The organism is Marinobacter fuscus (assembly GCF_003007675.1).
In the GTDB taxonomy this organism is placed as follows: Bacteria; Pseudomonadota; Gammaproteobacteria; order Pseudomonadales; family Oleiphilaceae; genus Marinobacter; species Marinobacter fuscus.
In genome coordinates, this window is sequence record NZ_PXNP01000110.1 from 62,537 (window position 1) to 84,592 (window position 22,056).

The 22,056-nt window shown below is 57.2% G+C and carries 13 protein-coding genes, 1 tRNA gene and 2 pseudogenes; 9 read left to right on the forward strand and 7 right to left on the reverse strand.

From position 1 onward, the window contains the following. Positions 1-470: 470 nt before the first annotated feature. Positions 471-3,368: an MECDP-synthase gene (locus tag C7H09_RS18755; RefSeq protein WP_106765583.1), complete on the forward strand. Its 2,898-nt coding sequence runs from the start codon at positions 471-473 to the stop codon at positions 3,366-3,368. 93 nt (positions 3,369-3,461) lie between these two features. Here C7H09_RS18755 and C7H09_RS18760 read toward each other — a convergent pair whose 3' ends face one another. The 3 genes from C7H09_RS18760 to C7H09_RS18770 all read right to left on the reverse strand — a co-directional run bounded on the left by C7H09_RS18760 (position 3,462) and on the right by C7H09_RS18770 (position 8,711). Next, the gene (locus C7H09_RS18760) at positions 3,462-6,107 is read right to left on the reverse strand and encodes a penicillin acylase family protein (RefSeq protein ID WP_106765584.1); all 2,646 of its coding nucleotides are present in this window, start codon (positions 6,105-6,107) and stop codon (positions 3,462-3,464) included. Positions 6,108-6,313: 206 nt separating this feature from the next. Further along, positions 6,314-7,195, reverse strand: coding sequence for a hypothetical protein (locus C7H09_RS18765; protein WP_106765585.1), 882 nt, complete (start codon positions 7,193-7,195; stop codon positions 6,314-6,316). 4 nt (positions 7,196-7,199) lie between these two features. Next, positions 7,200-8,711, reverse strand: a complete 1,512-nt coding sequence (locus tag C7H09_RS18770; RefSeq protein ID WP_420844204.1) for a DNA recombination protein RmuC — start codon at positions 8,709-8,711, stop codon at positions 7,200-7,202. A gap of 413 nt (positions 8,712-9,124) precedes the next feature. Here C7H09_RS18770 and C7H09_RS18775 point away from each other — a divergent pair, with 413 nt between their 5' ends. Genes C7H09_RS18775 through C7H09_RS18790 form a run of 4 tightly spaced genes read left to right on the forward strand, consistent with a single transcriptional unit; the run spans position 9,125 to position 12,906 of the window. Then, positions 9,125-9,505, forward strand: coding sequence for a hypothetical protein (locus tag C7H09_RS18775; RefSeq protein ID WP_106765586.1), 381 nt, complete (start codon positions 9,125-9,127; stop codon positions 9,503-9,505). 53 nt (positions 9,506-9,558) lie between these two features. Next, on the forward strand, positions 9,559-10,443 hold the full coding sequence (locus C7H09_RS18780) for an ATP-dependent zinc protease family protein (protein WP_476738592.1): 885 nt from the start codon (positions 9,559-9,561) through the stop codon (positions 10,441-10,443). Continuing rightward, on the forward strand, positions 10,440-11,957 hold the full coding sequence (locus C7H09_RS18785; protein ID WP_106765587.1) for an inactive transglutaminase family protein: 1,518 nt from the start codon (positions 10,440-10,442) through the stop codon (positions 11,955-11,957). The genes C7H09_RS18780 and C7H09_RS18785 overlap by 4 nt, the downstream gene beginning before the upstream one ends. Position 11,958: 1 nt before the next feature. Continuing rightward, complete coding sequence (locus C7H09_RS18790; RefSeq protein ID WP_106765588.1) at positions 11,959-12,906, forward strand: alpha-L-glutamate ligase-like protein; 948 nt, start codon at positions 11,959-11,961, stop codon at positions 12,904-12,906. A 72-nt stretch (positions 12,907-12,978) separates the two neighbouring features. Here the strand turns inward: C7H09_RS18790 and C7H09_RS18795 are convergent, their stop codons facing one another. Continuing rightward, positions 12,979-14,571, reverse strand: coding sequence for a BCCT family transporter (locus tag C7H09_RS18795; protein ID WP_106765589.1), 1,593 nt, complete (start codon positions 14,569-14,571; stop codon positions 12,979-12,981). A gap of 258 nt (positions 14,572-14,829) precedes the next feature. On the opposite strand from C7H09_RS18795, the gene C7H09_RS18800 reads away from it, so the two are divergent. The 3 genes and pseudogenes from C7H09_RS18800 to C7H09_RS18810 all read left to right on the forward strand — a co-directional run. Continuing rightward, on the forward strand, positions 14,830-16,473 hold the full coding sequence (locus C7H09_RS18800) for an FMN-binding glutamate synthase family protein (RefSeq protein WP_106765590.1): 1,644 nt from the start codon (positions 14,830-14,832) through the stop codon (positions 16,471-16,473). A gap of 108 nt (positions 16,474-16,581) precedes the next feature. Further along, positions 16,582-16,658 (forward strand) — tRNA-Pro (locus C7H09_RS18805). Between the two features lie 160 nt (positions 16,659-16,818). Beyond that, positions 16,819-16,947 (forward strand): annotated as a pseudogene (locus C7H09_RS18810) (IS256 family transposase); the annotation flags it as partial. 150 nt (positions 16,948-17,097) lie between these two features. Here the strand turns inward: C7H09_RS18810 and C7H09_RS18815 are convergent. The 3 genes and pseudogenes from C7H09_RS18815 to C7H09_RS18825 all read right to left on the reverse strand — a co-directional run. After that, entirely contained in the window at positions 17,098-17,949 is an 852-nt protein-coding gene (locus C7H09_RS18815) for a nucleotidyl transferase AbiEii/AbiGii toxin family protein (RefSeq protein WP_106765591.1), read from the reverse strand. Then, a complete protein-coding gene (locus C7H09_RS18820; RefSeq protein WP_240616662.1) occupies positions 17,915-18,970 on the reverse strand; it encodes a type IV toxin-antitoxin system AbiEi family antitoxin in 1,056 nt (351 codons plus the stop codon). Before C7H09_RS18820 ends, C7H09_RS18815 begins: the two co-directional genes overlap by 35 nt. Positions 18,971-19,272: 302 nt before the next feature. Then, positions 19,273-19,662: pseudogene (locus C7H09_RS18825) on the reverse strand (transposase); the annotation flags it as partial. Between the two features lie 414 nt (positions 19,663-20,076). Here C7H09_RS18825 and C7H09_RS18830 point away from each other — a divergent pair. Continuing rightward, the gene (locus C7H09_RS18830; RefSeq protein WP_106765593.1) at positions 20,077-22,026 is read left to right on the forward strand and encodes an ATP-binding protein; all 1,950 of its coding nucleotides are present in this window, start codon (positions 20,077-20,079) and stop codon (positions 22,024-22,026) included. Positions 22,027-22,056 lie beyond the last annotated feature (30 nt).

The window sequence follows — 22,056 nt, forward strand, 5'->3', positions numbered from 1 at the left end:
ATCAGGTTTCTGATTATGGGGTGTGGTGTTCATTCAAGGGGCGCTAGTTTACCAGAAAATCCGCGCTACGAGAGATGCGACAAAAGGCACCGACCTTCGGGGTCGCACCTTGCTGCCACACGTCAACCGGCAGGACGCCAGACGTATAGAGTGCCTCACCACAGCCAACAGCCGGGGCTCAATGCTCGACAAATGCTTCTTCTACAACTATTTTACAGGCACACGGGCTTGTGCAGCCTGCCAGCTGTTCCAGCCTTGCGAGGGGTATAACAGAAAGACAGAATCACACTTTTGGCTGATCAACACTGGCCAGTCTGTCGCTATAGTCAGATTTATGGAAATTGGCTTTCCGTGCTGGCTACAATTTCAGACAACCAATAATTCAGACCAGGCAATTTGCGGAAGCCGGCGCCTGACCGGTTCCGCCAGCGCCGGATATAACGACACAACAACAGGAAAAGGTTCCACCCATGTTCAAGAAAACTCTGATAAGTCTTGCCGTGGCTTCTTCCCTTGGGTTGACGGGCTGTTTTGACAGTGGGTCGACCGGGGCCAATGCGAATCCGGATTATCCGATTACCGACACCACCGTTGATCGCTCCATTGTGCGCCCGATTTATAACCCGAACCCCATCTCGCAAAACGCCGAGTTCCCCATTAACTCGGACCTGCTTCTGTTGCTGGGTGCCACCCAGGGCCCGAACTACGACTTTACCGGCCTGAGTAGTGGCACAACTCCTGCCGACGATGCCGTAAACCGGCTGTCGGGCTTTTCTACCTCCGGTGCCTTCACTATCAAATTTGATGGTGAACTGAACCCGCAATCTGTGGCTGCCAACGCAACGGTTTTCCTGCTGCCGCTGAACGTGAAAGACCAGGTTGAAGGCGCGCCCGGTGCACTGCCTAATACCAACCCGACGAACATCAATGCCGCCAGCCCGTTCGATCTGGCTACCTTCAGCCAGCTGAAGTTCCGCGCAGACGTTGAGAGCGTAGACAGCGGCTCGAACAACGCAATCCGCGTGGTGCCTCTGGAGCCTCTGCCTGAAGGTCGCAAGTATCTGGTGGTGATCACCAACGACGTGGTTGGCGCCAATGGTAAGCCGATTGCCCGCTCCACCGATGATTTGGCGCTGGCTAACGGCGTTCTGGCAAACCCGGCTCTGGCGAGCGTACAAGGATTGCTGCAAACCTCCAATGCCCTTGCCAACGGCGCTCTGGCACAGCTGATTCCGGAAAAAACCCCGCAATCCGCACTGGCCTATACCTTCACCACCAACCGCGATACCAACGTGCTGAAAGCACTGATGGCGCCGCCAGCCTTTGGTACAGATCTGGGCCAGAAGATTGGCTTTACAGCCGCACTCAAAGCGGTTCGGGACAACTACCCGACACTCAACTTCTCTCAGCTCTCAGCCAAGCTGGCCGAGCTTAGTGCACTGGCCGCTGGCCTGGGCACCACGGTTGACCCGGCTGATCTCAGCGCCCAGGAACTGAAAGCCATCACCGCTCTTGGCCAGACCCAGGCACTGATCAAACCCGACGCCATTGAAGCGGCCATCGGCAATGCGGTAAGAACCGGCGCCATCCACCTGCCGTCACCCCGGCCAAACATCGTTCTGTCTACCAAGAGTGCCTCTGAGCTGGCAACCATCCAAACGCTGGATCTGGAAACCAACCCCATTGCCCAGGCTGCAACGCAGGTGAAAGTGTCGCAGGGCGCCATTACCCTGCCCTACTTCCAGCACCTGCCGGGTGAGGGTGGCCGTGGCCTGGTAGACGGTTACTGGACCGGCAATACCACCATGGAAGCCAGCATCAACAAGAGCCTCACCGGCACCGATTCCCAGGAAGTGTTCAAACTGCTGCGGGATCTCGATGGTCAGCTGAACGTGAATGGCTATATGCCCTTCCCGCAACAGCAAGGCTTCGTAACGGTTCCGACCACCATCTACTTCCCGGATCCGGCAAATAAACCTGCCGCCTGCGGCGCTTCCACCGCTCCGGTCGGCGCAACCATTTTCCAGCACGGCATCACCACAGACCGCAGTGCCGCGATGCTGCCGTCGATCCTGCTGGCAAACCAGGCCTGTCAGGCGGTGGTTACCATCGACCTGCCCCTGCACGGGCTGGGCGGCAATGAAGACGCACCCGGTGCGGTCGGGCAGATTCCCGGGCTGTCTCCGCTGGATGCCAGCGCCCTTGGTGCCAGAATCGATGGCACCATCAACGCTCTGCAGCCCGCCGCCAATGGCGGTGATGCCAACGCAGCGGCTCTGATCAGCCAGCTGACCCTGATGAAGAACGCCAGCTACACCGGGGAACGCCACTTTAACTACACCGCAGACGCCGCACTCAACCCTGTGGCCGCCGAGGCACTCACCGATGTGTCTTCCGGCAGCCTGTTCATCAACCCGCTGAACATGATGGGCAGCACCGACAACCTGCGCCAGGCAGTGGTGGATCTGGTGAACGTAACCGCCACCCTGCAGACCATGGACATCAACGGCGACCTGGCCCCGGATCTTGCGGGCCTGCCGGTACACTTCGTGGGCAACTCCCTAGGCGGTATTGTTGGCAGCACCTACGCTGCTCTGAACAATGACCCGGTGCTGAATGCCACGCTTGATGGCACGTTGAAGTCCGTAAACCCGGCACTGGGCTACCCGACACTGCAGTCGGTTACCCTGCACAACGCCGGTGCCCAGGTTACGCGCCTGATCGAAAACTCGCCGTCGTTCTCAACACCGGTGTTGGGCGGCCTTGCAGCCAATGGTGTTACCCAGGGCACGGCAGCGTTCGAGAGCTTCTTCTACGTGTTCCAGTCTGTGGTGGACAGTGGCGACCCGGTGTCCTTTGCGAAATCGCTCGGCGCCAACACCAGCAACATTCTGCTGACGGAAGTCGTTGGCGATAGTGTTGTCCCCAACCAGGCGAACGTGAACACCCTGGGCCAGGCCTTCTCGGCACCGCTGGCGGGCACCGAGCCCCTGGCAGCGCTGATCGACCTGGGCGTTGCCGGTGCCTCTACCACCCTTGCCGACGGTAACGGTGTGGGCGTAATGGACACCAGCTCGCCAAACTCTGCCTCAACACCTCTGATCAGCTTCTTCGACGGTTCAGACCCATGCAATGGCGCCAACCACGGCACCATCGTCTCTCCGCGCCAGAAGCAAGGCACCTGTAACTCGACAGCCGCCTTTATCTCCATGGTCGGCCAAACCGTCGGAGCCATCCGTGGTGCGGGCATCCCGGGCACCGATAACGGCACGCCGGTAGCAGGCGCTACCCTGGGAGCCCTGATTCAGGCCTCTTTGGGCAGCAGCCCGACGCTGGATGTAGCGTTGTCTGATCCGGACGCCGAGTAACCTGCCCCCCGGCACACCCTGCCGGGAATATTAAAAAAGCCCCTGTCTTCCGACAGGGGCTTTTTTGTTTACGGGCTTAATGCAGCCAGGGCATCACAGCCCGGCTTTCACCACCACTTCACCGCCTACCGGCAGCAGATTCTGCTGAATATCCTGCTCGGTAAACCACAACTGCCGATACTGCTTGTCGCTGTAGTTTTGGCTCTGATCCAGGAAGAAGTCAGACTTGCTGTCTGACGACTGGCTATAGCTCACCAGGCCGTAGGCCTCTGGGCCGTTGTCGGTGAACTCCAGGCCAAAGTGCCAGCTGGTTCCACGGGCGATCAGCCAGCCGTTGGTTCCTGGTACCGTTCCATCCGACAAACCGCCGGTATTGGGCACAACCTTGGGCGCAATGCGCGGGAATCGGGTGTCCTCGGCATAGACATCCGTCTTCACTCCGATGGCGTTAAAGGCACCATCCACCGTGCCATCTCCCCCATGCCAGGGAATGCCCGGGCTCTGGAAAACCGGAGTTCCGTTCGGTGGCACATCACCGGATGGGCGAATGTACTGAACACTGCCAAGTGTTGCGTCCACCGGGATAGACTGGGCGTCAAGCGCCTTCACGCCTTTGGCCAGGGCAATCAGCATGGCATCTGCCGATGTGCCTCGCCCTTCAGTGGAGGGGCCCGCTGGCGTATTGACTGGGTCATCGGGATTGAACGCGATGGTCAGGTCTGACTCAAAGCTGTCCGCATAGTTGGCAATGAAGACTCTGAATACGTGAGCACCCACACTATCAAGGTTATAAACGCCGTCCCAGTTGGCCAGAACACCACAGGCCGCACTCAGGTTCTTGCCTTCAACCGGGGTTGAACCGATCAAATCACACCGCTGGCGCAACTCCGGCAGAAATTCTTCGGCGTACCAAGCGCGGTTGTTCCAGATCACCCGGATCAGATCCTGTGCGCTGAACTTGCCGTCCTGCCCGGCTGGCGGCATCACACCCGGCATACCGGGGGCCATGGGGTTTTGCAGCATTTTGATACCCAGCCGGGTGCGCGGGTTAATCTGGCTGTTCTCATCACCGTACATGGGCGAGTAGCCGGTCAGGAACTCCGCCGGGTTGGCAGACCAGTAGCTGCTGTTGGAATTCTGAACCCAGTCTGAACGCACCAGCTTGGGCTTCTGCTCGTAGGTGGTCAGGCCACCGCACTCGCCTTCTACCCAGTCGTCGAAGCCTTTGGAACCATCAAGCAGGGTAACGCCATTATCAAACAACTGGGCGTATGCCGGGCTTACCGAGCGCTTGAAATTGATCAGAGCAATGCTCTTTTCCGACAGGTTTGGTGCCGAACTGCTGTCGATATAGAAGGCATTGCCCTGCGCGTCGGCATAGGTGGAGTTAACCCAGAGTGTGGTACCGCAGTTGCGGAAGACATCCTGGAACTCCTCCAGACTGGTGGCCCGGCTCATGCCCAGCCAGGTGTCCAGCAGGTTGCCGGTGTTGGCATTGGCGTCGCGGTAGGTATAGGCCGTTCCGGCCTGCCCCCATTTAGGCAGCCCGCCGCCGGTGATGGCGTTTGCCGACAGCATGGGACCATACTCGGAAAAATAGAAGGTACGCTCGACGACCATCGGATTGGGAGCACCGGTGGCGACCTCAATCTGATAGGTTTCCGTGGTGATTGGCTTTTCCTCTCCATCCTTGATGTAGGTGAGGTTATCACCGTCTTTGAGCGTTAACTCATAGAGAGTAAAGCGGCGGCTGGTGGATACCGTATGCGACCAGGCCAGATGCTCGTTAAAGCTGATCAACGGCAGCGCCGTGCCCAGGAGCCCCGCGCCATTCACGTTCAGGTAACCCGGTACCGTAATGTGGGCCTGGTAGAGGCGTCGATGCCCGGTATAGGGAAAATGCGGGTTCGCCAGCAGAGCACCCCGCCCCTGGGCCGACAGGTCTTTTCCGATGCCCCAGGCATTACTGGCAAGGCCGGTATCCTGAAAGTTGGTGCGGGCAGATGCCAGTGCACGGGCATGGGTGGGTACACTTTGCAGTTCCGGCGCGTCGGCCTGGGCCATCACCGGTGCAGGCTGAGCAGCCACAGGATCTTCTCCCGGAATCGCCAGGAAGACTGCGCCGGTGGCAAACAGGTTACCGCTGGCATACTGGCCAACAATGCGATAGTGCGCCAGCAGATCAACCGGAGATATGTCCCGCACCCAGGGCTGATTCCGGCACTCTGCCGGATAGTCGGCCGGATCGGTATCCGCCAGATAGGTGTTATAACCGGTGGTAAAGCCGTCTACCAGGGCCTTGCTTTCATCGCTCAGTGCGCCGTACTCACGCTCGGCACCACTGAGTATCTGCTGCGCTTTGTAGCTGAAGTCGTTGATAATATTGATGCTGTCCGGGCCCGGGCCGAAAAATTTCGCCCGTTCGCTGCGGGCCTTAATAACCGCCTCGGCCAGCAAACAAAGATTATCCTGCGCCTGGGCATAGCCATGCCCGAAAGCCGCAGACGCAAGATTGTCTGCTGTGATGTGTGGCACACCGCCTGTGGTTCGACGAATCGTCGCTTCCAGCTGGCCGTTCTTGGGAAACAGCGTGGTGTCCAGCTCCGTGCTGCCGGTATCGGAGCTGTCATTGTCGTTGTCGTTACACCCCGTCAACACCGTACCGCCAGCCACTATCAGAGCCATCCCCAATACGCGCCCGGAGGTACGCCAGAGGTTTGGCTTTATCCTGATTTTCATAGTGTTTTCCTTGTCATTATTAGTTAGAGGTTCACCCGGGAGGTGACACCTTTAAGCTAGCAGACTCACTATGAAAATTCAGAAAAACTGAACAGAGTTTCAGGTTCTGGAGGGTCGGTGAGGCACCCGGAAACAACACGGATAGCTACGCGGATAACTACGCGCACGCTGTTGCAATGACCGGGCAAACAACCCGGCCACCCGGTTTAACTGCCGTTGCCAACGTGCTGCAGGTTACGGATCAGCCTGCCCATGGTGCGGGCGATTTCACCGGCCTGCTCTCGATTACCGGCCAGCTGGAACAGCCGGGAGCCGTCCCGCGGGTCGTACACCCAGCACGTTGCCACAACGGCCTCACAATCCCAGCGTAGTTGGGGGTTCACACCAAACACCGCCAGCGATTCGGTGGTGCGAACCGTGGTTCCGTCAATGTTATGGCTGATGTTCTGGATACGCAGCTCCCGGTTGTCTACAGATACCCGGTATTGCATATCCGCCGGTTTATCGAGCCGGACAACCGTTTTGTCCCGGCGCCAGCCGCTGGTATCAAGCAACGCATTGAGATGTATTACCAGAGCATCGCGGTCGGTGTCTGCCAGGTACAAGCGGCGCAAGGTCGCCACATCGTTACCACCGGCAGGCTCGATCATGGCCACCGGCTCCTCCGCGGCTGTGGCGCCCTCGGTCAGGGCGCGGACTTTGGCCCGGCTGGTTTTTTCGATGTCAGTGATCAGTTTCAGGCTTTGCTGATAATGGGCACCCTCGGCACCCACCCGGGTAATGTACTGCTCAAAGGCTGCCCGCGCCTCATTCAGGTGGCTGGCCTGCAACATGGCGCGCCCGCGATAGTAAAAATAGTCGGCAGGCTTCTCACCCTCCATGGCGTGAAGCCGGTTCAGATAGTCGCCGGCCTCGCTCCAGTTGCCGGCCACCACGGCTTCTTCGGTCGCGAGCATCAGCCTGCGGACTTCATGTTCAGGGGCCAGCGCATGGGCTGCGCCCGCCTGAGCCAGCAGAGCAGATGCCAGCAAGGTGCCAGCCGCAGCGGAACGTGCCCGGGCACTGGCGTGTTTGATTGATAACAACATACTGCTACTCCTGTTGATCGTCCGCACCGGCCGTTTCCCGGGGTGTCGGCGGCTGGCTCTGCTGCCCGGAGAGTTCCGGAATATCGTCTTCCTGGTCATCAACCTCTGCCTGATCCAGAATCGACCTGGGCAACTCCTTTTTCACCCGAACCCCCAGCTCCACAAACCGGTTGGCCTGAGACACCAGATTACCACGACCTCGGGTGAGCGTGTTCATTGCGGTATCGTAAGTCCCCTGAGCGGTATGGAGCTGACTGCCCAGGCGCTCCATAGCTTCAACAAACACGCGCAACTTGTCGTACACGGCTCCCGCCCGGTCGGCAATGCGGCGGGCATTCTGGCTCTGGCGCTCGTATCGCCAGATGTTCTCTATAGTTCGCAGCGTGGCCAGCAGCGTAGTGGGAGTAACCACAATAATCTTGCGCTCGAAGGCTTCGGCGAACAGGCTTTCATCCTGCTGGAATGCTGCCACAAATGCGGGCTCAATGGGCATGAACAAGAGCACAAAATCCGGTGAGTGCAAACCGTTCAGCTGGCTGTAGTCTTTTTCACTGAGCGTACGGATGTGCGCGCGCACCGCTTCCACGTGCTGTTTCAAGGCCTCGGCCCGTTCCGTTTCCTGCTCCGCCGTAACCCACTGCTGGTACGCCACCAGCGACACTTTGGAATCCACCACCAGGTTGCGCTGATCCGGCAGGTGCACAATCACATCCGGGCGCAACAACTGGTTGTCACTGTCCCGGTAGCTGCCCTGGGTTTCATACTCCACGCCTTTGCGCAAACCCGAGCGCTCCAACACCCGCTCCAGAATCAGCTCGCCCCAATTGCCCTGGATTTTTTTATCGCCTTTCAGGGCCCGGGTCAGATTAGCGGCTTCTTCGGTGATCTGTTTGTTCAGTTCCTGCAGCGATTTGATCTCACTGCGCAGCGCCTGCCTATCCCGGGTTTCGGTGGTGTAAACGTCTTCCACCCGCTTGCGGAAGTCCTGCAACTGGTCACGGAAGGGGTTCAGCAGGGTGTCCAGATTGGTGCGGGTTTGCTGGCTGAAATGCTCGTTCTTCTGGTCAAAAATGCGGTTTGCCAGGTTCTCAAATTCCTGTTTCAGGGCTTCCCGGTTCTTTTCCAGTAACTCCAGCTTTTCCGACGCTGAACGCCGCTCCTTATCAAGCGTTACCTGCTGCTCTCGCAGGCTGACATTGGCCCGGCCTAGCTCCTCTGCCAGGCTCTCGGCGCGCTGTCGGTGCTGCTCCCGCTCCCGGCTCAGGGCATTGGCCTGCTCCCGGCGGGCCTCCAGTTCCGCGTCCAGAGCGGCTATGCGGCTTTCAAGGCTGGCCGATTTCTGCCGCCAGACTTCTGCGTTGCGCTCCGACGCCTCAGCCCGAGTCGCCTGGTCTGCCAGCGCCTGCCGGTGTTGGTTGTTCTCCTGCTGCAACAGCGCCTGCTGATGTTCGCTGTCTTTCAGTGCCAGCGTCAATTCCGCCAGGTCTGCTTCCGCCACGGCTAGCCGGGCGCCCATCGTCCGATTGCGCCACCAAAACATGGCCATACCCAAAGCCAGAATTGCCGCAACGGCCATCAAGCCCAAGAACCAGCCAGCCAAGTTATCGGGGCTGTCAGCCATCGCTTCTACCAACCCTGCAATCACCCACGCTCTCCCTGTTTTCTGTTACCACCTGCGAAAACAACCAAGGTACGCCCTCTCTCTGCCGTGCACCGTTTACCGGACAGTCTACCCTATCCGCCCGGCCGTTTTCCTGTGGCTTCAAACCCGATAGACAAACCACGTATCGACTGTTTGGCATTTATCAACATTGGCCAGAACCGGGTATGGACGACAACCGTAAATTCATCTAAAACGAAAAACAGGCCATTGCAAATCCTTTGTCTGCAGCGGCCCGGATAGATCGGCCCTAACCGTCAGGCAAATGCATGTTAAAAGAACTCTGGAAAAAAATCGGATCGGAATTGTGGGAGTCCGACAGCGGGCGCGCCGACATTCCTTCAGCGCCTGCGGGACCATGGGCCAGTGCCGATATCCGGGTTGTTCCGCAGATCACCCACACCGGTGAATTTCATCTCGAGCGCCTGGCCGGGCTGCTTCGCAGCCGCTACGGCAAGGCTTTTGCCGTGCCGGACGACGTCGCCGTGAATGATCGCGCCCTGATTGAGCTTATCGGTTTTGCCGCCCGGATTCAGGATCAGGATGTACAGCGGGAACTGCTGTTGTTCTACCTCAACTGCTCGCCGGTTATTCAGGAATACCTCAAGGCCAAAACACCCCTTGGCCAGGGCCCCTTCTTTGGCGGCTAAGCCCGCGCCTTAACCATCTGTAAAGTCATTGCACAGTTACCTTGTAGTATACTTTGCACCCTTATCAAACCTACATTCAATGGCTGCGGGATGACCGCCAGCATCCGGCACCGCCAGCTCAGGGGCAGTTCATGGAGTATCGTTTTTTGCATACACGTCCGCTCGTCGCCACTATTCTGGCAGGGCTCGCGCTGACATTGACCGGCTGTGCCGGAGACAAGTATCTGATGGTGCCGAAAGACAACATGGAAGATCTGCGCTCTTCGGTTCATATTCAGCGTGCCACACAGGTAACCATGGAAACCAACGCCAGCGTGCGCCACCAGCAGGTGATTCAGCAAAGCCAGAATGCCACTCAGAGTATTCTGGACGCCATCGCCACCCAGGTGACAAAACCCCAGTGCCCGCCACCCGCCCGAAAAACCATTTGCCCAGCCCCAACAAAGCAGAGCGGGCGGGCAGACCGCCTGAAAGGCAAGGTTGTGGTGGGGGAAGTCGAAAAATTCTATCTGGCAGAACCGGGCCTGGTGTATACCGCCCGCATCGACAGCGGTGCGGAAACCTCGTCTATTCATGCCCGCAACATCAAACGCTTCGAGCGCGATGGCAGCAACTGGGTTCGTTTCGAAGTTCCAGTACCCGGCACCGAAGAAAAAGACTGGATTACCCTTGAACGAGAAATTTCACGGCGAGTAAAAATCATCCAGTCCAGCGCCGAAGAAGCCGAGCGCCGGGTGGTGGTGGAGCTGCCTTTTGCCATCGGCGATCACGAACAGGTGGCCGAATTTACCCTCGCCGATCGCCAGAACCTCACCTATCAGGTGCTGGTGGGCCGCAACGTACTGCGTGATGTGATGCTGATCGACGTCGGCAAGGAATTTGCCACCGAACTGCCGCAAGAGTACCTGAAGCCCGCCAGTAAGGGAGACGCTGAATGAGTGTCCGTTCCCGGGTTCCGTTTTACGTTTTTGTGTTTCTATTGATCGTTGCCGGCATTTCCATTGGCACCTGGCGCCATATTGAACTGGGCATTCCCTGGATGACCGGCGAGCAGCGCCCGGTCTGGATGATTGAGGCCCGGGTGGATTTTGAGGGCCAGGGCGATGCCGCCGAGGTAAGCCTGCGCATTCCGGAACAACCGCCCGGATTTCGCATTCTGAGTGAACAGGCCGCCTCCCCCGGATACGGCTTCTCTATTCTTGCCAGCGGCTCCGGCCGCCGGGCCGAATGGACTAAGCGGGAAGTCTCTGGCCCGCAAACGCTCTATTTCAAAGGCCAGTTTGTACCCGACGACAGTGTCGGCCAGGCACCCCCGGCGCGACCACCCAAGCCCCAGACGGTGTTCTGGGAAGAACCCCAGGCCACCGCTGTGCGGGAACTGCTGCGCCAGGCCCGGGAGCGTTCCAGCACACCGGAAAGCATGACCCGGGAACTGATCCGGCTGATGCAGCCGGACAACCGCACCCAGAACACCACCCTACTGGTCTCCGAAGACAACTATCTGCAGTTATTGGTACGAATGCTGAACCATGCGGGCATTGCTGCCCGCACCGCCGATGCCCTGCGCCTGGAAGATGCCCGCCGCCGCCAGCAACTGCTGCCGTTTCTGCAAATTTATAACGGAGAACGCTGGCTGACCTTCGACCCCCGCACCGCCGAACAGGGCATTCCCGAGCACCTGCTGCTCTGGCGCCAGGGCTCGGATTCGCTGCTGGATGTGGTTGGTGGCGACAATTCCGAAGTCAGTTTTTCCATGCTCCGGCAAACCGTGCCCGCCCTGCAACTGGCCAACCTGCAGGCCAGCTCCAACGGCCTGAGTGTGCTGGGCTTCTATCAGTTGCCCATCGAAGAACAGAGCATGTTCCGGATGCTGCTGTTGCTGCCCATCGGCGCACTGATTGTAGCGTTTATGCGCATTGTCATCGGCATTCGCACCTCTGGTACCTTTATGCCGGTACTGATTGCCGTTGCCTTCGTTCAGACCACTTTGGTGCCGGGCCTGGTGGCATTTTTGTCAGTGGTGGCCATTGGCCTGGTGCTGCGGGGTTATCTCTCCAGCCTGAACCTGCTGCTGGTGTCGCGAATTTCTGCCCTGATTATTCTGGTGATCTTTATCACTGCCGGGCTGAGCATCATTGGTTATCAGATGGGCTTCAATACCGGCATGACCGTCACCTTCTTCCCCATGGTGATCATCGCCTGGACCATCGAACGGATGTCGATTCTGTGGGAGGAGGAAGGGGCCCACGAAGTGCTGGTGCAAGGCTCCGGCAGCCTGTTTGTGGCCATCTGTGCCTACCTTGCCATGAGCACACCGCTGGCAGGCCATCTCACCTTCAACTTCCCCGAGTTGCACCTGGTGGTGCTGGGGCTGATTCTGCTAATGGGCCAGTACACCGGCTACAAGCTCAGCGAACTGAGAAGATTCACGCCAATGAAGGTCTACGACTGATATGGACTGGATCTCTCCCCGCCAGCTGAAACGGCTGGGTATGCTGAACATGAACCGGCGCAATGTGGATTACATTGCCCGGTACAACGAACGCTCCTCTTACCCACTGGTGGACAACAAGCTTAAAACCAAGCTGGCTGTCAGCGAGTACGGTGTGAAAACGCCCCGGCTGCTGCAGGTGGTTCGGCAACAACACGAGATCTCCGGGTTTCGCACCATGGCCGAAGACCTCACCGGCTTTGCCATCAAACCGGCCAAAGGCTCAGGCGGCAAAGGCATTACCGTGATTACAGGGCGCGACGGCGACGACTTTATCAAGGCCTCTGGCGCACGCATTCCCGTGGCCAACCTGGAACGCCACCTCACCAACATTCTGGCGGGGCTGTACTCGCTGGCGGGCACGCCCGATGTGGCCATCATCGAGAATCTGGTGCAGTCCGTACCCAGCCTGGCCAAATACTCGTTTCAGGGTGTGCCGGACATCCGCATTGTGGTGTTTCAGGGTTACCCGGTGATGGCCATGCTGCGGCTGGCCACCACCGATTCCGATGGCAAGGCCAACCTTCACCAGGGCGCGGTGGGTGTGGGCCTGGACATCGGCACCGGCCGCAGCCTGAACGCGGTGCAATTCAACCGGCCCATCACCCTCCACCCGGACACCGGCCTGCCCCTCGAGAATATCCAGATCGACGCCTGGCCAGACATGCTGGAAATGGCAGCCCGCTGCTACGAAGCCACCGGGCTGGGCTATATGGGGGTAGACCTGGTGGTGGATGCCCAGGAAGGGCCGCTGCTGCTGGAATTGAATGCCCGCCCCGGCCTGGCCATCCAAATGGCCAACGGCTGTGGCTTGCTGCCACGGCTGAAGAATATCGAAGCCCTGAAGCGCCCGCACTTCAGCCCGAAAGAGCGGGCCGCGTACTCCATGAAGAGTTTCGGCAGGTTGTAAACAGCGCGCTTAAACAAAAACAAAACGGGGCCACAAGGGCCCCGTTTTCATTCACACCTGAATGGCTTGGGCTTATCCCAGTTCGCCTCGCTGCAACAGCAGCTTGCGCTCGTGGGTCAGGCCTTTCAACAGCCCCCAGGTCATGATCAGCAGGATGACGGTAAACGGTAAACCGGCACTCACGGCTACCGCCTGAATTGCGCCAAGGGCATCATCGCCGCCACCGAAAATCAACGCCGCTGCGATGGCACCTTCCATGACCACCCAGAACACCCGCTGAGCGGTGGGCGCGTCGGTTTTACCACCGGCGGTGATGCTGTCAATCACCAGCGAGCCGGAATCCGACGAGGTAACGAAGAACACCAGCACCAGCACGATACCAATAAAAGAGGCTATGCCCGTCAGCGGCAGTTGCTCCAGCATCTGGAACGTCGCCAGCGGCACTTCGGTCAGCCCGTTTTCAGCCAATACTCCGATGCCCTGCTGGATTTGCTCCAGGGCCGAACCACCGAAGCTGCTCATCCATACCGTGGTGATCACCGTTGGGATAATCAGCACCGCAGTCACGAACTCCCGAACCGTACGCCCTTTGGACACCCGGGCGATAAACATACCAACGAACGGTGACCAGGAAATCCACCAGGCCCAGTAGAACACCGTCCAGCCCTGGAACCAGGTTTCGTCTTCACGGCCGAACGGATTACTCAGCGGTACCACATTCGCCACGTAATTGGACGAGGTTACCCAAATGGTTTCCAGAATCGCCATGGTGGGGCCGGCAAAGATGACAAAAAACAGCAGCACGCCTGCAGTGATCATGTTCAGATTACTGAGCACCTTCACACCACCATCCAGGCCGCGCAGCACCGACACCAGAGCCACCGCGGTTACCCCGACAATAATGGCCATCTGGACATTGGTGCCCGAGCCCAGATCAAACAGATAGTGAAGCCCCGAAGCCGCCTGCTGAGCGCCAAAACCAAGCGAAGTCGCGAGGCCAAAGATGGTGGCAACCACTGCCAGCACATCGATGATATGCCCCGGCCAGCCCCAGACCTTGTCTTTCAGCAACGGGAAGAACGCCGAACGAATGGTCAGCGGCATGTTCTTGTTGAACGCGAAGAACGCCAGCGACAAGGCCACAATCGCGTAGATGGCCCAGGGATGCAGGCCCCAGTGATACATGGTGGCCCCCATGGCGAGGCCCCGCGCCTCGGGCGTATTGGCCTCCACGTTGAACGGTGTGCCAAACCAACCGGTGTAGTAGGCTACCGGCTCGGCAACCGCCCAGAACATCAGGCCAATACCCATGCCCGCGGCGAACAACATGGCAAACCAGGAGATGGTCGAAAACTCCGGTTTTGCATCCTGTCCACCCAGCCGGATTTTACCCACCGGCATAAAAATCAGCGCCAGGCTCACCACCACAAACAGGTTGGCACTGAGCAGGAAGAACCAGTCAAAGCTGGCAATGATGTCCAGCTTGGCGCCATCCAGCAGTTCTTTTGCCTCGGTTGGGAACATCAGTGTTCCGATCACAAACAGAACCACAAGCACTGCGGTTACCGGGAAAACCCAGTTATGAAGATCGAGGCCAAAGGGATTGATATTATCCTGGCCGGCGACGTAATCCGTCTGATATTCGTCTTTCACTACCTCGCCCACGTTGGCGCCTCCTGGTCTGGTGTGATTATTGAATATTCTGTGTAAAACGATGCGCGGTTTTGCCCGACATCACGCGAGCGCGCCATCCTATTACTTTGAGCTCAAAACATCAAAAATTGATAAATGCAACCTGCATCTGTTCAGCATAGTCGAGTTTCGGCTGCGAAAAAGCCAGCTTACCCACAGGTCTGCTACCGGGAATCTGCACGTAAGATATACTGCACGGTTATTTGATCGACCCGACCGCAAGGACATGTCATGGAAAAAAGCACCACCTTTCCACTGCGCTATTCAGCCTACGCCCTGAGTATCGCCGGATTCATCCTTTCTCTACCCGTGACGCTCTGGCTCGGCTACGGCTACTGGATTCCCCTGATTTTCGGGGCTTTGGCCGCGCTGGGCACCCACGATGTGCTGCAGAAAAAACGCACTGTTAGCCGCAATTACCCGGTTCTGGCCAACATCCGCTACATGCTGGAATCCATTGGCCCGGAAATCCGCCAGTACTTTATCCAGTCCGACACGGAAGAGCGCCCCTTCTCCCGGGAGCAGCGCACCATCATCTATCAGCGCGCGAAAAACGTGCTCGACAAGCGCCCCTTTGGCTCCCAGTTAGGTATGTACGACGAGGGTTTCGAGTGGATGAATCACTCGCTGACACCCACACGGCTGGCTTCCAGCGATTTCCGCATCCTGATCGGCAAGAACTGCGACAAACCCTACAGCGCCAGCGTATTCAACATTTCCGCCATGAGTTTCGGCGCACTTTCCGCCAACGCCATCCTCAGCCTGAATGCAGGCGCCCGAAAAGGCGGGTTCTATCACGACACCGGCGAAGGCTCTATCTCCCGCTATCACAAACAGCCCGGGGGCGACCTGGTGTGGGAAATCGGCTCCGGCTATTTTGGCTGCCGACACAGAGACGGCACGTTTGATCCTGAGATGTTCGAAAGGAACGCCACACAGGATCAGGTGAAAATGATAGAGGTCAAACTATCCCAGGGTGCCAAACCCGGCCATGGCGGCATTCTGCCCGGCGCCAAAGTTACCCCGGAAATCGCCGAAGCCCGGGGCGTTCAGGTGGGCGAAGACTGCGTTTCGCCCGCCAGCCACTCGGCGTTCTCCACCCCCATCGAAATGCTGGAGTTTCTGGCCCGGTTGCGGGAGTTGTCCGGCGGCAAACCGGTGGGCATCAAACTGGCCATCGGCCATGTATGGGAATGGTTTGCCATCGTCAAAGCTATGCTGAAAACCGGCAAGACACCAGACTTTATTGTGGTGGATGGCGGCGAAGGCGGCACCGGCGCCGCACCGCTGGAATTCATCAACCGGCTGGGCATGCCACTGACCGAGGCTCTGTTGCTGGTGCACAACACCCTGGTGGCCACCAATCTGCGGGAAGATATCGCCATAGGGGCAGCAGGCAAGATTACCTCGGCGTTCAACATTGCCCGCACCCTGGCCCTGGGGGCTGACTTCTGCAACTCCGCTCGGGGCTATATGTTCTCCCTTGGCTGCATTCAGGCCCTTAACTGCCACACCGGCCGCTGCCCCAGCGGCATCGCCACCCAGGACCCGCGACGGGGCAGCAAACTGGATGTCGCGCTGAAAAGCGAACGGGTATACAACTTCCACAAGAACACACTGGATGCCCTGCAGAACCTGCTGGAAGCCTCTGGCCTGAAACATCCATCGGAACTGGGCCCGGAGCACATTGTGCGCAGGGTATCGAAAACCGAAGTCCACAGTTACCTGGATCTGTTCCCCTTCCTGGAGCCGGGCGCCCTGCTGGAAGGCAAAACCGGTTTGCGGGTGTTTGACAAGTACTGGGAAGGCGCCAGAGCCGAGACCTTCGAGCCGCCAGAGTTCATTCTGGAACTGCGAGAGACCAAACTGCGATAATCCGGAACAAATTTCTGGCTTGAGTGTTTCTTTTTAAATTTGGCTAGTGTAGACTTCGCTCCCGCTAAGCCACTGAGATAACTCCTACGTTTTCAGTGACTAGCGTATCGGGGCGTGGCGCAGCTTGGTAGCGCACTTGCATGGGGTGCAAGGGGTCGTAGGTTCAAATCCTACCGTCCCGACCAGAATTCCCTAGGGAAGCCAGACAACTACACGGTGTCTGGCTTCTTTCGTTTCTGGACCATCAAAAACAAATCCAATATATATCCAAAAACCTTTATTTGCTGGCGGCCATTTGCAGAGCGATTCGTATGCACTCGTTTAGAGCCGCGCGATATTTGGCAGAAGCTGTTATATGCCGGTATGTTGAAGGCGTCAGAGCGCTAGACATGTCCAGTTCAAAACTGGAACTTGACCCTGTCGCAGTTGTCGATCCACTTTCCTCAACGGCTGGATGCCCATATCGACCTGTGACCTGGCTGACACAGAATTATGAACACCCTCCTCCGGACCACATGGTGTCCCAGATTTTATCGACTTTGGATTTTAGTTCGCCGGTGATTGGAGCCAGTCCTCTCTCGCATTTAAGGCAGCGCCAGCGGAGTTATGCGATTGGCTTCTGAATCAATTCTGTACATTCGTTACCACTGGGCCAAAAAGTCCACCAATAAACGCTGACAAGATTTCTTCGGTGGCGTCGCCGCATGCGTTGCCCGAATCTCTGGTCAAGTTGGCAACCAGGTCGGGATTGAGCAAGCGCCGCAGGACTATCATCGTTGATTCACAGGCAATCTGTGTCGTTTCCTTACCGAGCAACTGAGCGCCCGCAAGTCTCGTATCCCAGCCGTGGGCCTCAAGGATGCTTTCATGCTGATCGAAAATCCGGCCCATCTGTCCCGGAATATTTTCATAGTTGGATGCTAGGTAGGCGATATCGGCCGCGTCTTTACGTCTTGTTTGCGCATCTCTCTCTGACCAGGCAACCAGTTTCAGAAGGGCCAACCCCTGCGGGCTGGCCACCGGCAGTTCCAGTGCCGGCTCTGTCGCTATAGTCAACCAGTCGGCGTTATCCAGTGCATCCTGAAAGCCGACCACGCTCATCTGCACATCGCCAGACGGAGGCCATTTGATCGTTGAATCGTCACTTTCAACAGCGCCAAAAGGAAGAATATCGATGGGTGCGCCATACGTACCGTGTAAACGATGGGGGAGATCAGTTTTGGTGTAACCTTCGCGAATCAAATTGTCGCGGATGCGTTCAAAATCAGCCCAATCCGGGACCTGGACGGCAAGATCAATATCCATGGTTGCCCGTTGAATTGGCGCTCCATAGGCGTGATGCATTACCAGATCACGGGCGGAGGCGCCGACAATGATGAATGGCACATCCTGATCCACGGCGATACGCTTGATGGCTCCGTAGGTGTCCAATTGAATAGGATCAATATTCTTGGATTCGATTTTTAATCTGGGCATAAAGCCGCTCCGCTGCTTCCAGGTTACGAGAGTCGCCGGTCATCAGGAGGTCAGCATAGACAAGAATATCTGGGGCAATCCCGGGAGTTTGGTTTACGTTGATTAATTCATCGAGCCAGAATTTCTCGTTGATCTGCAATGTCTCGGATGCATTGGGTGAGTTGTCCGGGCTTTTGCGAAGCTTATACTCCATCACCAAGTTTTTCAGTTCTTCGCGGGGCAGATAAATAGTTCCCTGGGCAGGTGACAGATAGTTGTCCAGCCGAGAGACGGCAACTTCCCCGCCCCAGCATCCACCAAAAAGCTCCGGCCGAATTTCTTTCCATGGCATCGCAGAGGTTGCCTGAAAATGCCCCATGCCCAACTCGGGTAGCAGTTTTTCCGGAAAAGACTCGGCCCAGCGATCAAGCAGTCCCATAGCGTTCTCAAGTGACCTTGCGCCCTTCTTTCCATGTTCGCGGACATAGCCCTTGTCTTTCAGGTCATTCAGAACCCAGCCAATGGCACCAAGGGAAACACCGCTGGCTTCTGCCATTCTTCGGTAGGTTTCACCGACCAGATGAGGGTCCGTTAGAAAACTGAAAACGAGCTTTAAACCAGATGAGTTAAAGGCTCGGGAAGTTTTCCTTTGTGATGCATGGACCGACGTTTTGCGATTGCCTTTTACAAAGACGAAGAAGGCCTTTTCGTTCAGATAGGCATTGCCGGCGGCATCAATGAACTGTGCGCCGGCCTCTCGAAGCCGGTCCGCCATATTCGGGTTGACGTAATCAGCGACCAGCAGTGCGGGCGGCGGCATTCGTCGTAGCTGAGCGACGATAGTGCCTAGGTTCGCTTGTTGAGCCCAGCGCTTCAGCTCGACGCTGTACTGGATACCCGTATTGCCCAGTTCAAGAATGAAGCCATCAGAGTAGGGCATCACTTCATTCGCGACAGTAGGGTGTAACTCTAACCCCGTCTCTTGATGTAACGCGCGGATTGCCTGGTTTAGAAATTCGCTCTCTTTAATTGATGGTTCCATAGCCTCTCCAAGCATCATGTTCACAAAATAGCATTGTTCATTAATAATGAACAAGCCTTTTTGGTGAACAAAAGCTCAGGAGCGCCATTATCTTTCCTCTAGAGGCAATGCCCTAGGTTCAAATTCTTTCCGAAAGGTCATCTCCCTAGGGGCTTGTGTGACAACGCAGGCCTTTAGCTCCCGAAGGGAGTGAACCACTACCACTGACTTGGAATGAGTGCGAGGCGAATGTTCGCTTTTGTTTAAGAGGGCATTCCGGAATTGGCATCAATGGAAGACAACCTCAATTATTCTCTATAGCCAATACTCATTTTCAGAAGCTCACAAGCACCGTTTTCGCCGATGCGATGCCGGAACCGCATCATGCTCGTTTCGTCCATGGGCAGGCGGTGCTGGAAGATCACCTCGCCGCAGAAGTGTTGCCAGTAGGGGTTCTCTACCCAGCGATCCAGCACATCACGATCCGACAGTGCGTACATGTGTTTGAGCAACTGCAAGCCCACGTGTAACCGAATCGGTAACCCCGGACGCCCGGCTTCCACTGCGTACAACTGACCAAAATGTTGTTCGCAAGCGGTCTAATTGATCCGATTACCCATCTGCACCAGTTCGTGCCGGGAGTTGAGGATGTCTTCAAGGTAGGTTTTCAGCAGATCTCGCTGTGGTGCCTGGCGCTTATCCCGTGGGATCATGGGCTTTCTTCCGGTTTTTGGGCGAAACGGGGAGATTTCTGGTGGATATTACACCCCGAAATCAGGCCAACGCATTGCCTTTGTTCAGGTTTTTACTTTTGCAGAATCGACTTAGTAGGCTCAAATCCTACCGTCCCGACCAGAATTCCCTATAAAATCCTATCTCCGCAAGGCGATGGGATTTTTTTGCCTTTCAATATCTCACTCTTCGTCAAAAAAATTAGCAAGCGCATTAGCAGGGTGCCATTATTGGCAAGGGATCGCACGCTCACTTTGCCGGGTACAGCCCTTTGTGATGATCTGTTTGCATGCTGCATGCGTTAATGCCAGCGAGACGAGACACCAGTCATCAATCGCCAGGGCGAAGCACTCCTCTGTGGTGCTTCACCGCTTCCGACTCGGGTGTATACGGATATGATCCAGAGACGACAGTTTTATGTGAAATGCCTGACATCAATAACAGCCGTACTGCTAGGCCTGTGGGTGTACACCAGCGAGCACATACGCCAGCAGGATATTCAGGCCCACCAACAACGGCTTGCCCATTCGTTTGCCGACCGGCTGTCGGCCAGTATTCATAACTCGACACTGTTGCTGTATGGCCTGGGCGAGCTGGCGCTCCAGCACAATGGTCATATCCCCGAGCTGGCAGTGCTGGTGAGCCGCATGCGCGCCAGTAACCCCAATATTCTGAATATCGCCATTCTTCCGGAGGGCGTTGTCCGACAGATTGAGCCATTGGCGGGCAACGAGAAAGCGCTGGGGCACGACATGTTCCTGGATCCGGCTCGAATTGCCGATGCCAGACTGGCGCAGGAAAGCGGAGAACTGACGGTTACCGGCCCCTATCAACTGATACAGGGTAATCAGGGTGTGATTGCCCGCCTTCCCCTGCAGCAGAACGGGCAATTCTGGGGCTTCGTTTCCATTGTGTATGAATTCCCCCAGCTCATTGTCGCCATGGCCACCGAGGATATGCGGGACGAGGATGTGCTGTTTCAGCTCAGAAACGATGTCGCAGCTCCGGCCATCATTGGCAATACAGACGCTCTGCCAGAGAGTTACGCTCGGGTACGGGTACCACTGCCCAACAATGAATGGTTTCTGAGGCTGGCCTTTGCGCCAGCCATCAATTGGATTCTGCTACTGAAGCTGGCGTTGATGGCTGCCGCTCTGCCAGTCACTTACGTGATTTACAAAAGCCTGCTGTTGTCCTTCACCCAGAAACAGCGACTGAAACTTGCCCTGAAAAAAAACAACCAACTGACCGAACGCCAGGCCAGGCAACAAAAGCTGCTGGCCCAGGTAAGTCACGATCTGCGGGCTCCGCTGCAATATCTGCTCAATGAGGTGCGGAATTTTGCCCGAACCGACAATGCCAGGGTCACACCGGCAAATACCATCGAACAAAGCGTGCGGTATCAACTTAACCTGATTGATCAGTTGCTGGCGTACTCAGCCAGCGACAACCGGGAACTTGCTAGTGATCCGGAGCCCGGATACACCTACCGGTTCTTGTCGGATATTTGCAACCAGGCCCGGTTTCTGGCGGAGTCCCGGGACAACCGCTTTGTTGCAGAAATAACTGCTGACTTGCCTGAAGTGATACAGGCCGACTTTCGGCAACTGCAACAGGTGCTGCTCAACCTGTTGAGTAACGCCGCTAAATTCACCCATCAGGGGGCGGTATGTCTGCGCGTGGAACCGGTGCCTGCTTGCACCGCTAACCGGCACCGCCTGCGCTTTTGCGTTCGCGATACTGGCCCCGGGATGCCGGTGCCGGAAGAGCGCGGGCGGCATCCGAACAGCGGCTATGGTCTGGGGCTGATGATTGTTGCCGATCTTTTGCGCCTGATGGACAGCCAGTTGGACTACCAGAGTGCGCCGGAAGGTGGCGCCGAGTTCTGCTTTGAACTGGAACTGCCTTACCCGGAGCTGATGCCCGATCCCTATGTTGAGAGCCATCTGCAAGACTGGGATGCCGAAGGGCTGAGCCTGCTCCTGCTGGATCCCGACGGGCACACCAGAGACCGCCTTGGCGAGCTGCTGATGGGTTACGGAGCCGATGTTTATAGCTGTGGCACACTTGCCAGCGCGCGGCAGCAACTGGGCTCGGGCTCCATCGACCTGATCATCACCGAGCTGGCCCTGCCCGATGGCAGCGCAGAAGACCTTCTGGCAGAGCTACAGGCCCGACCTGCCCCACTCCCGGCATTGCTATACAGCGCCCGGCCTGCGCAGCCCTGCGCTGAACCTGCCAGTGAAAGCAAATTCAGCGCAGAGTTACTAAAGCCGGCAACCAGTGACCAGCTGCTTGGCTGTATTCAACGTTTAGTCCGGGCTGTAGCAAAAGAAAACACCTGAGCGCGAACAGCCTGACCAGCCTGCCCTGCA

What these genes read in the sequence shown, in the direction of transcription:
- C7H09_RS18755 (WP_106765583.1), top strand. Translation starts at nt 471, where the DNA reads ATGTTCAAGAAAACTCTGATAAGTCTTGCCGTGGCTTCTTCCCTTGGG.
- C7H09_RS18760 (WP_106765584.1), bottom strand. Translation starts at nt 6,107, where the DNA reads ATGAAAATCAGGATAAAGCCAAACCTCTGGCGTACCTCCGGGCGCGTA.
- C7H09_RS18765 (WP_106765585.1), bottom strand. Translation starts at nt 7,195, where the DNA reads ATGTTGTTATCAATCAAACACGCCAGTGCCCGGGCACGTTCCGCTGCG.
- C7H09_RS18770 (WP_420844204.1), bottom strand. Translation starts at nt 8,711, where the DNA reads ATGGGCGCCCGGCTAGCCGTGGCGGAAGCAGACCTGGCGGAATTGACG.
- C7H09_RS18775 (WP_106765586.1), top strand. Translation starts at nt 9,125, where the DNA reads ATGTTAAAAGAACTCTGGAAAAAAATCGGATCGGAATTGTGGGAGTCC.
- C7H09_RS18785 (WP_106765587.1), top strand. Translation starts at nt 10,440, where the DNA reads ATGAGTGTCCGTTCCCGGGTTCCGTTTTACGTTTTTGTGTTTCTATTG.
- C7H09_RS18790 (WP_106765588.1), top strand. Translation starts at nt 11,959, where the DNA reads ATGGACTGGATCTCTCCCCGCCAGCTGAAACGGCTGGGTATGCTGAAC.
- C7H09_RS18800 (WP_106765590.1), top strand. Translation starts at nt 14,830, where the DNA reads ATGGAAAAAAGCACCACCTTTCCACTGCGCTATTCAGCCTACGCCCTG.
- C7H09_RS18815 (WP_106765591.1), bottom strand. Translation starts at nt 17,949, where the DNA reads ATGCCCAGATTAAAAATCGAATCCAAGAATATTGATCCTATTCAATTG.
- C7H09_RS18820 (WP_240616662.1), bottom strand. Translation starts at nt 18,970, where the DNA reads ATGGAACCATCAATTAAAGAGAGCGAATTTCTAAACCAGGCAATCCGC.
- C7H09_RS18830 (WP_106765593.1), top strand. Translation starts at nt 20,077, where the DNA reads ATGATCCAGAGACGACAGTTTTATGTGAAATGCCTGACATCAATAACA.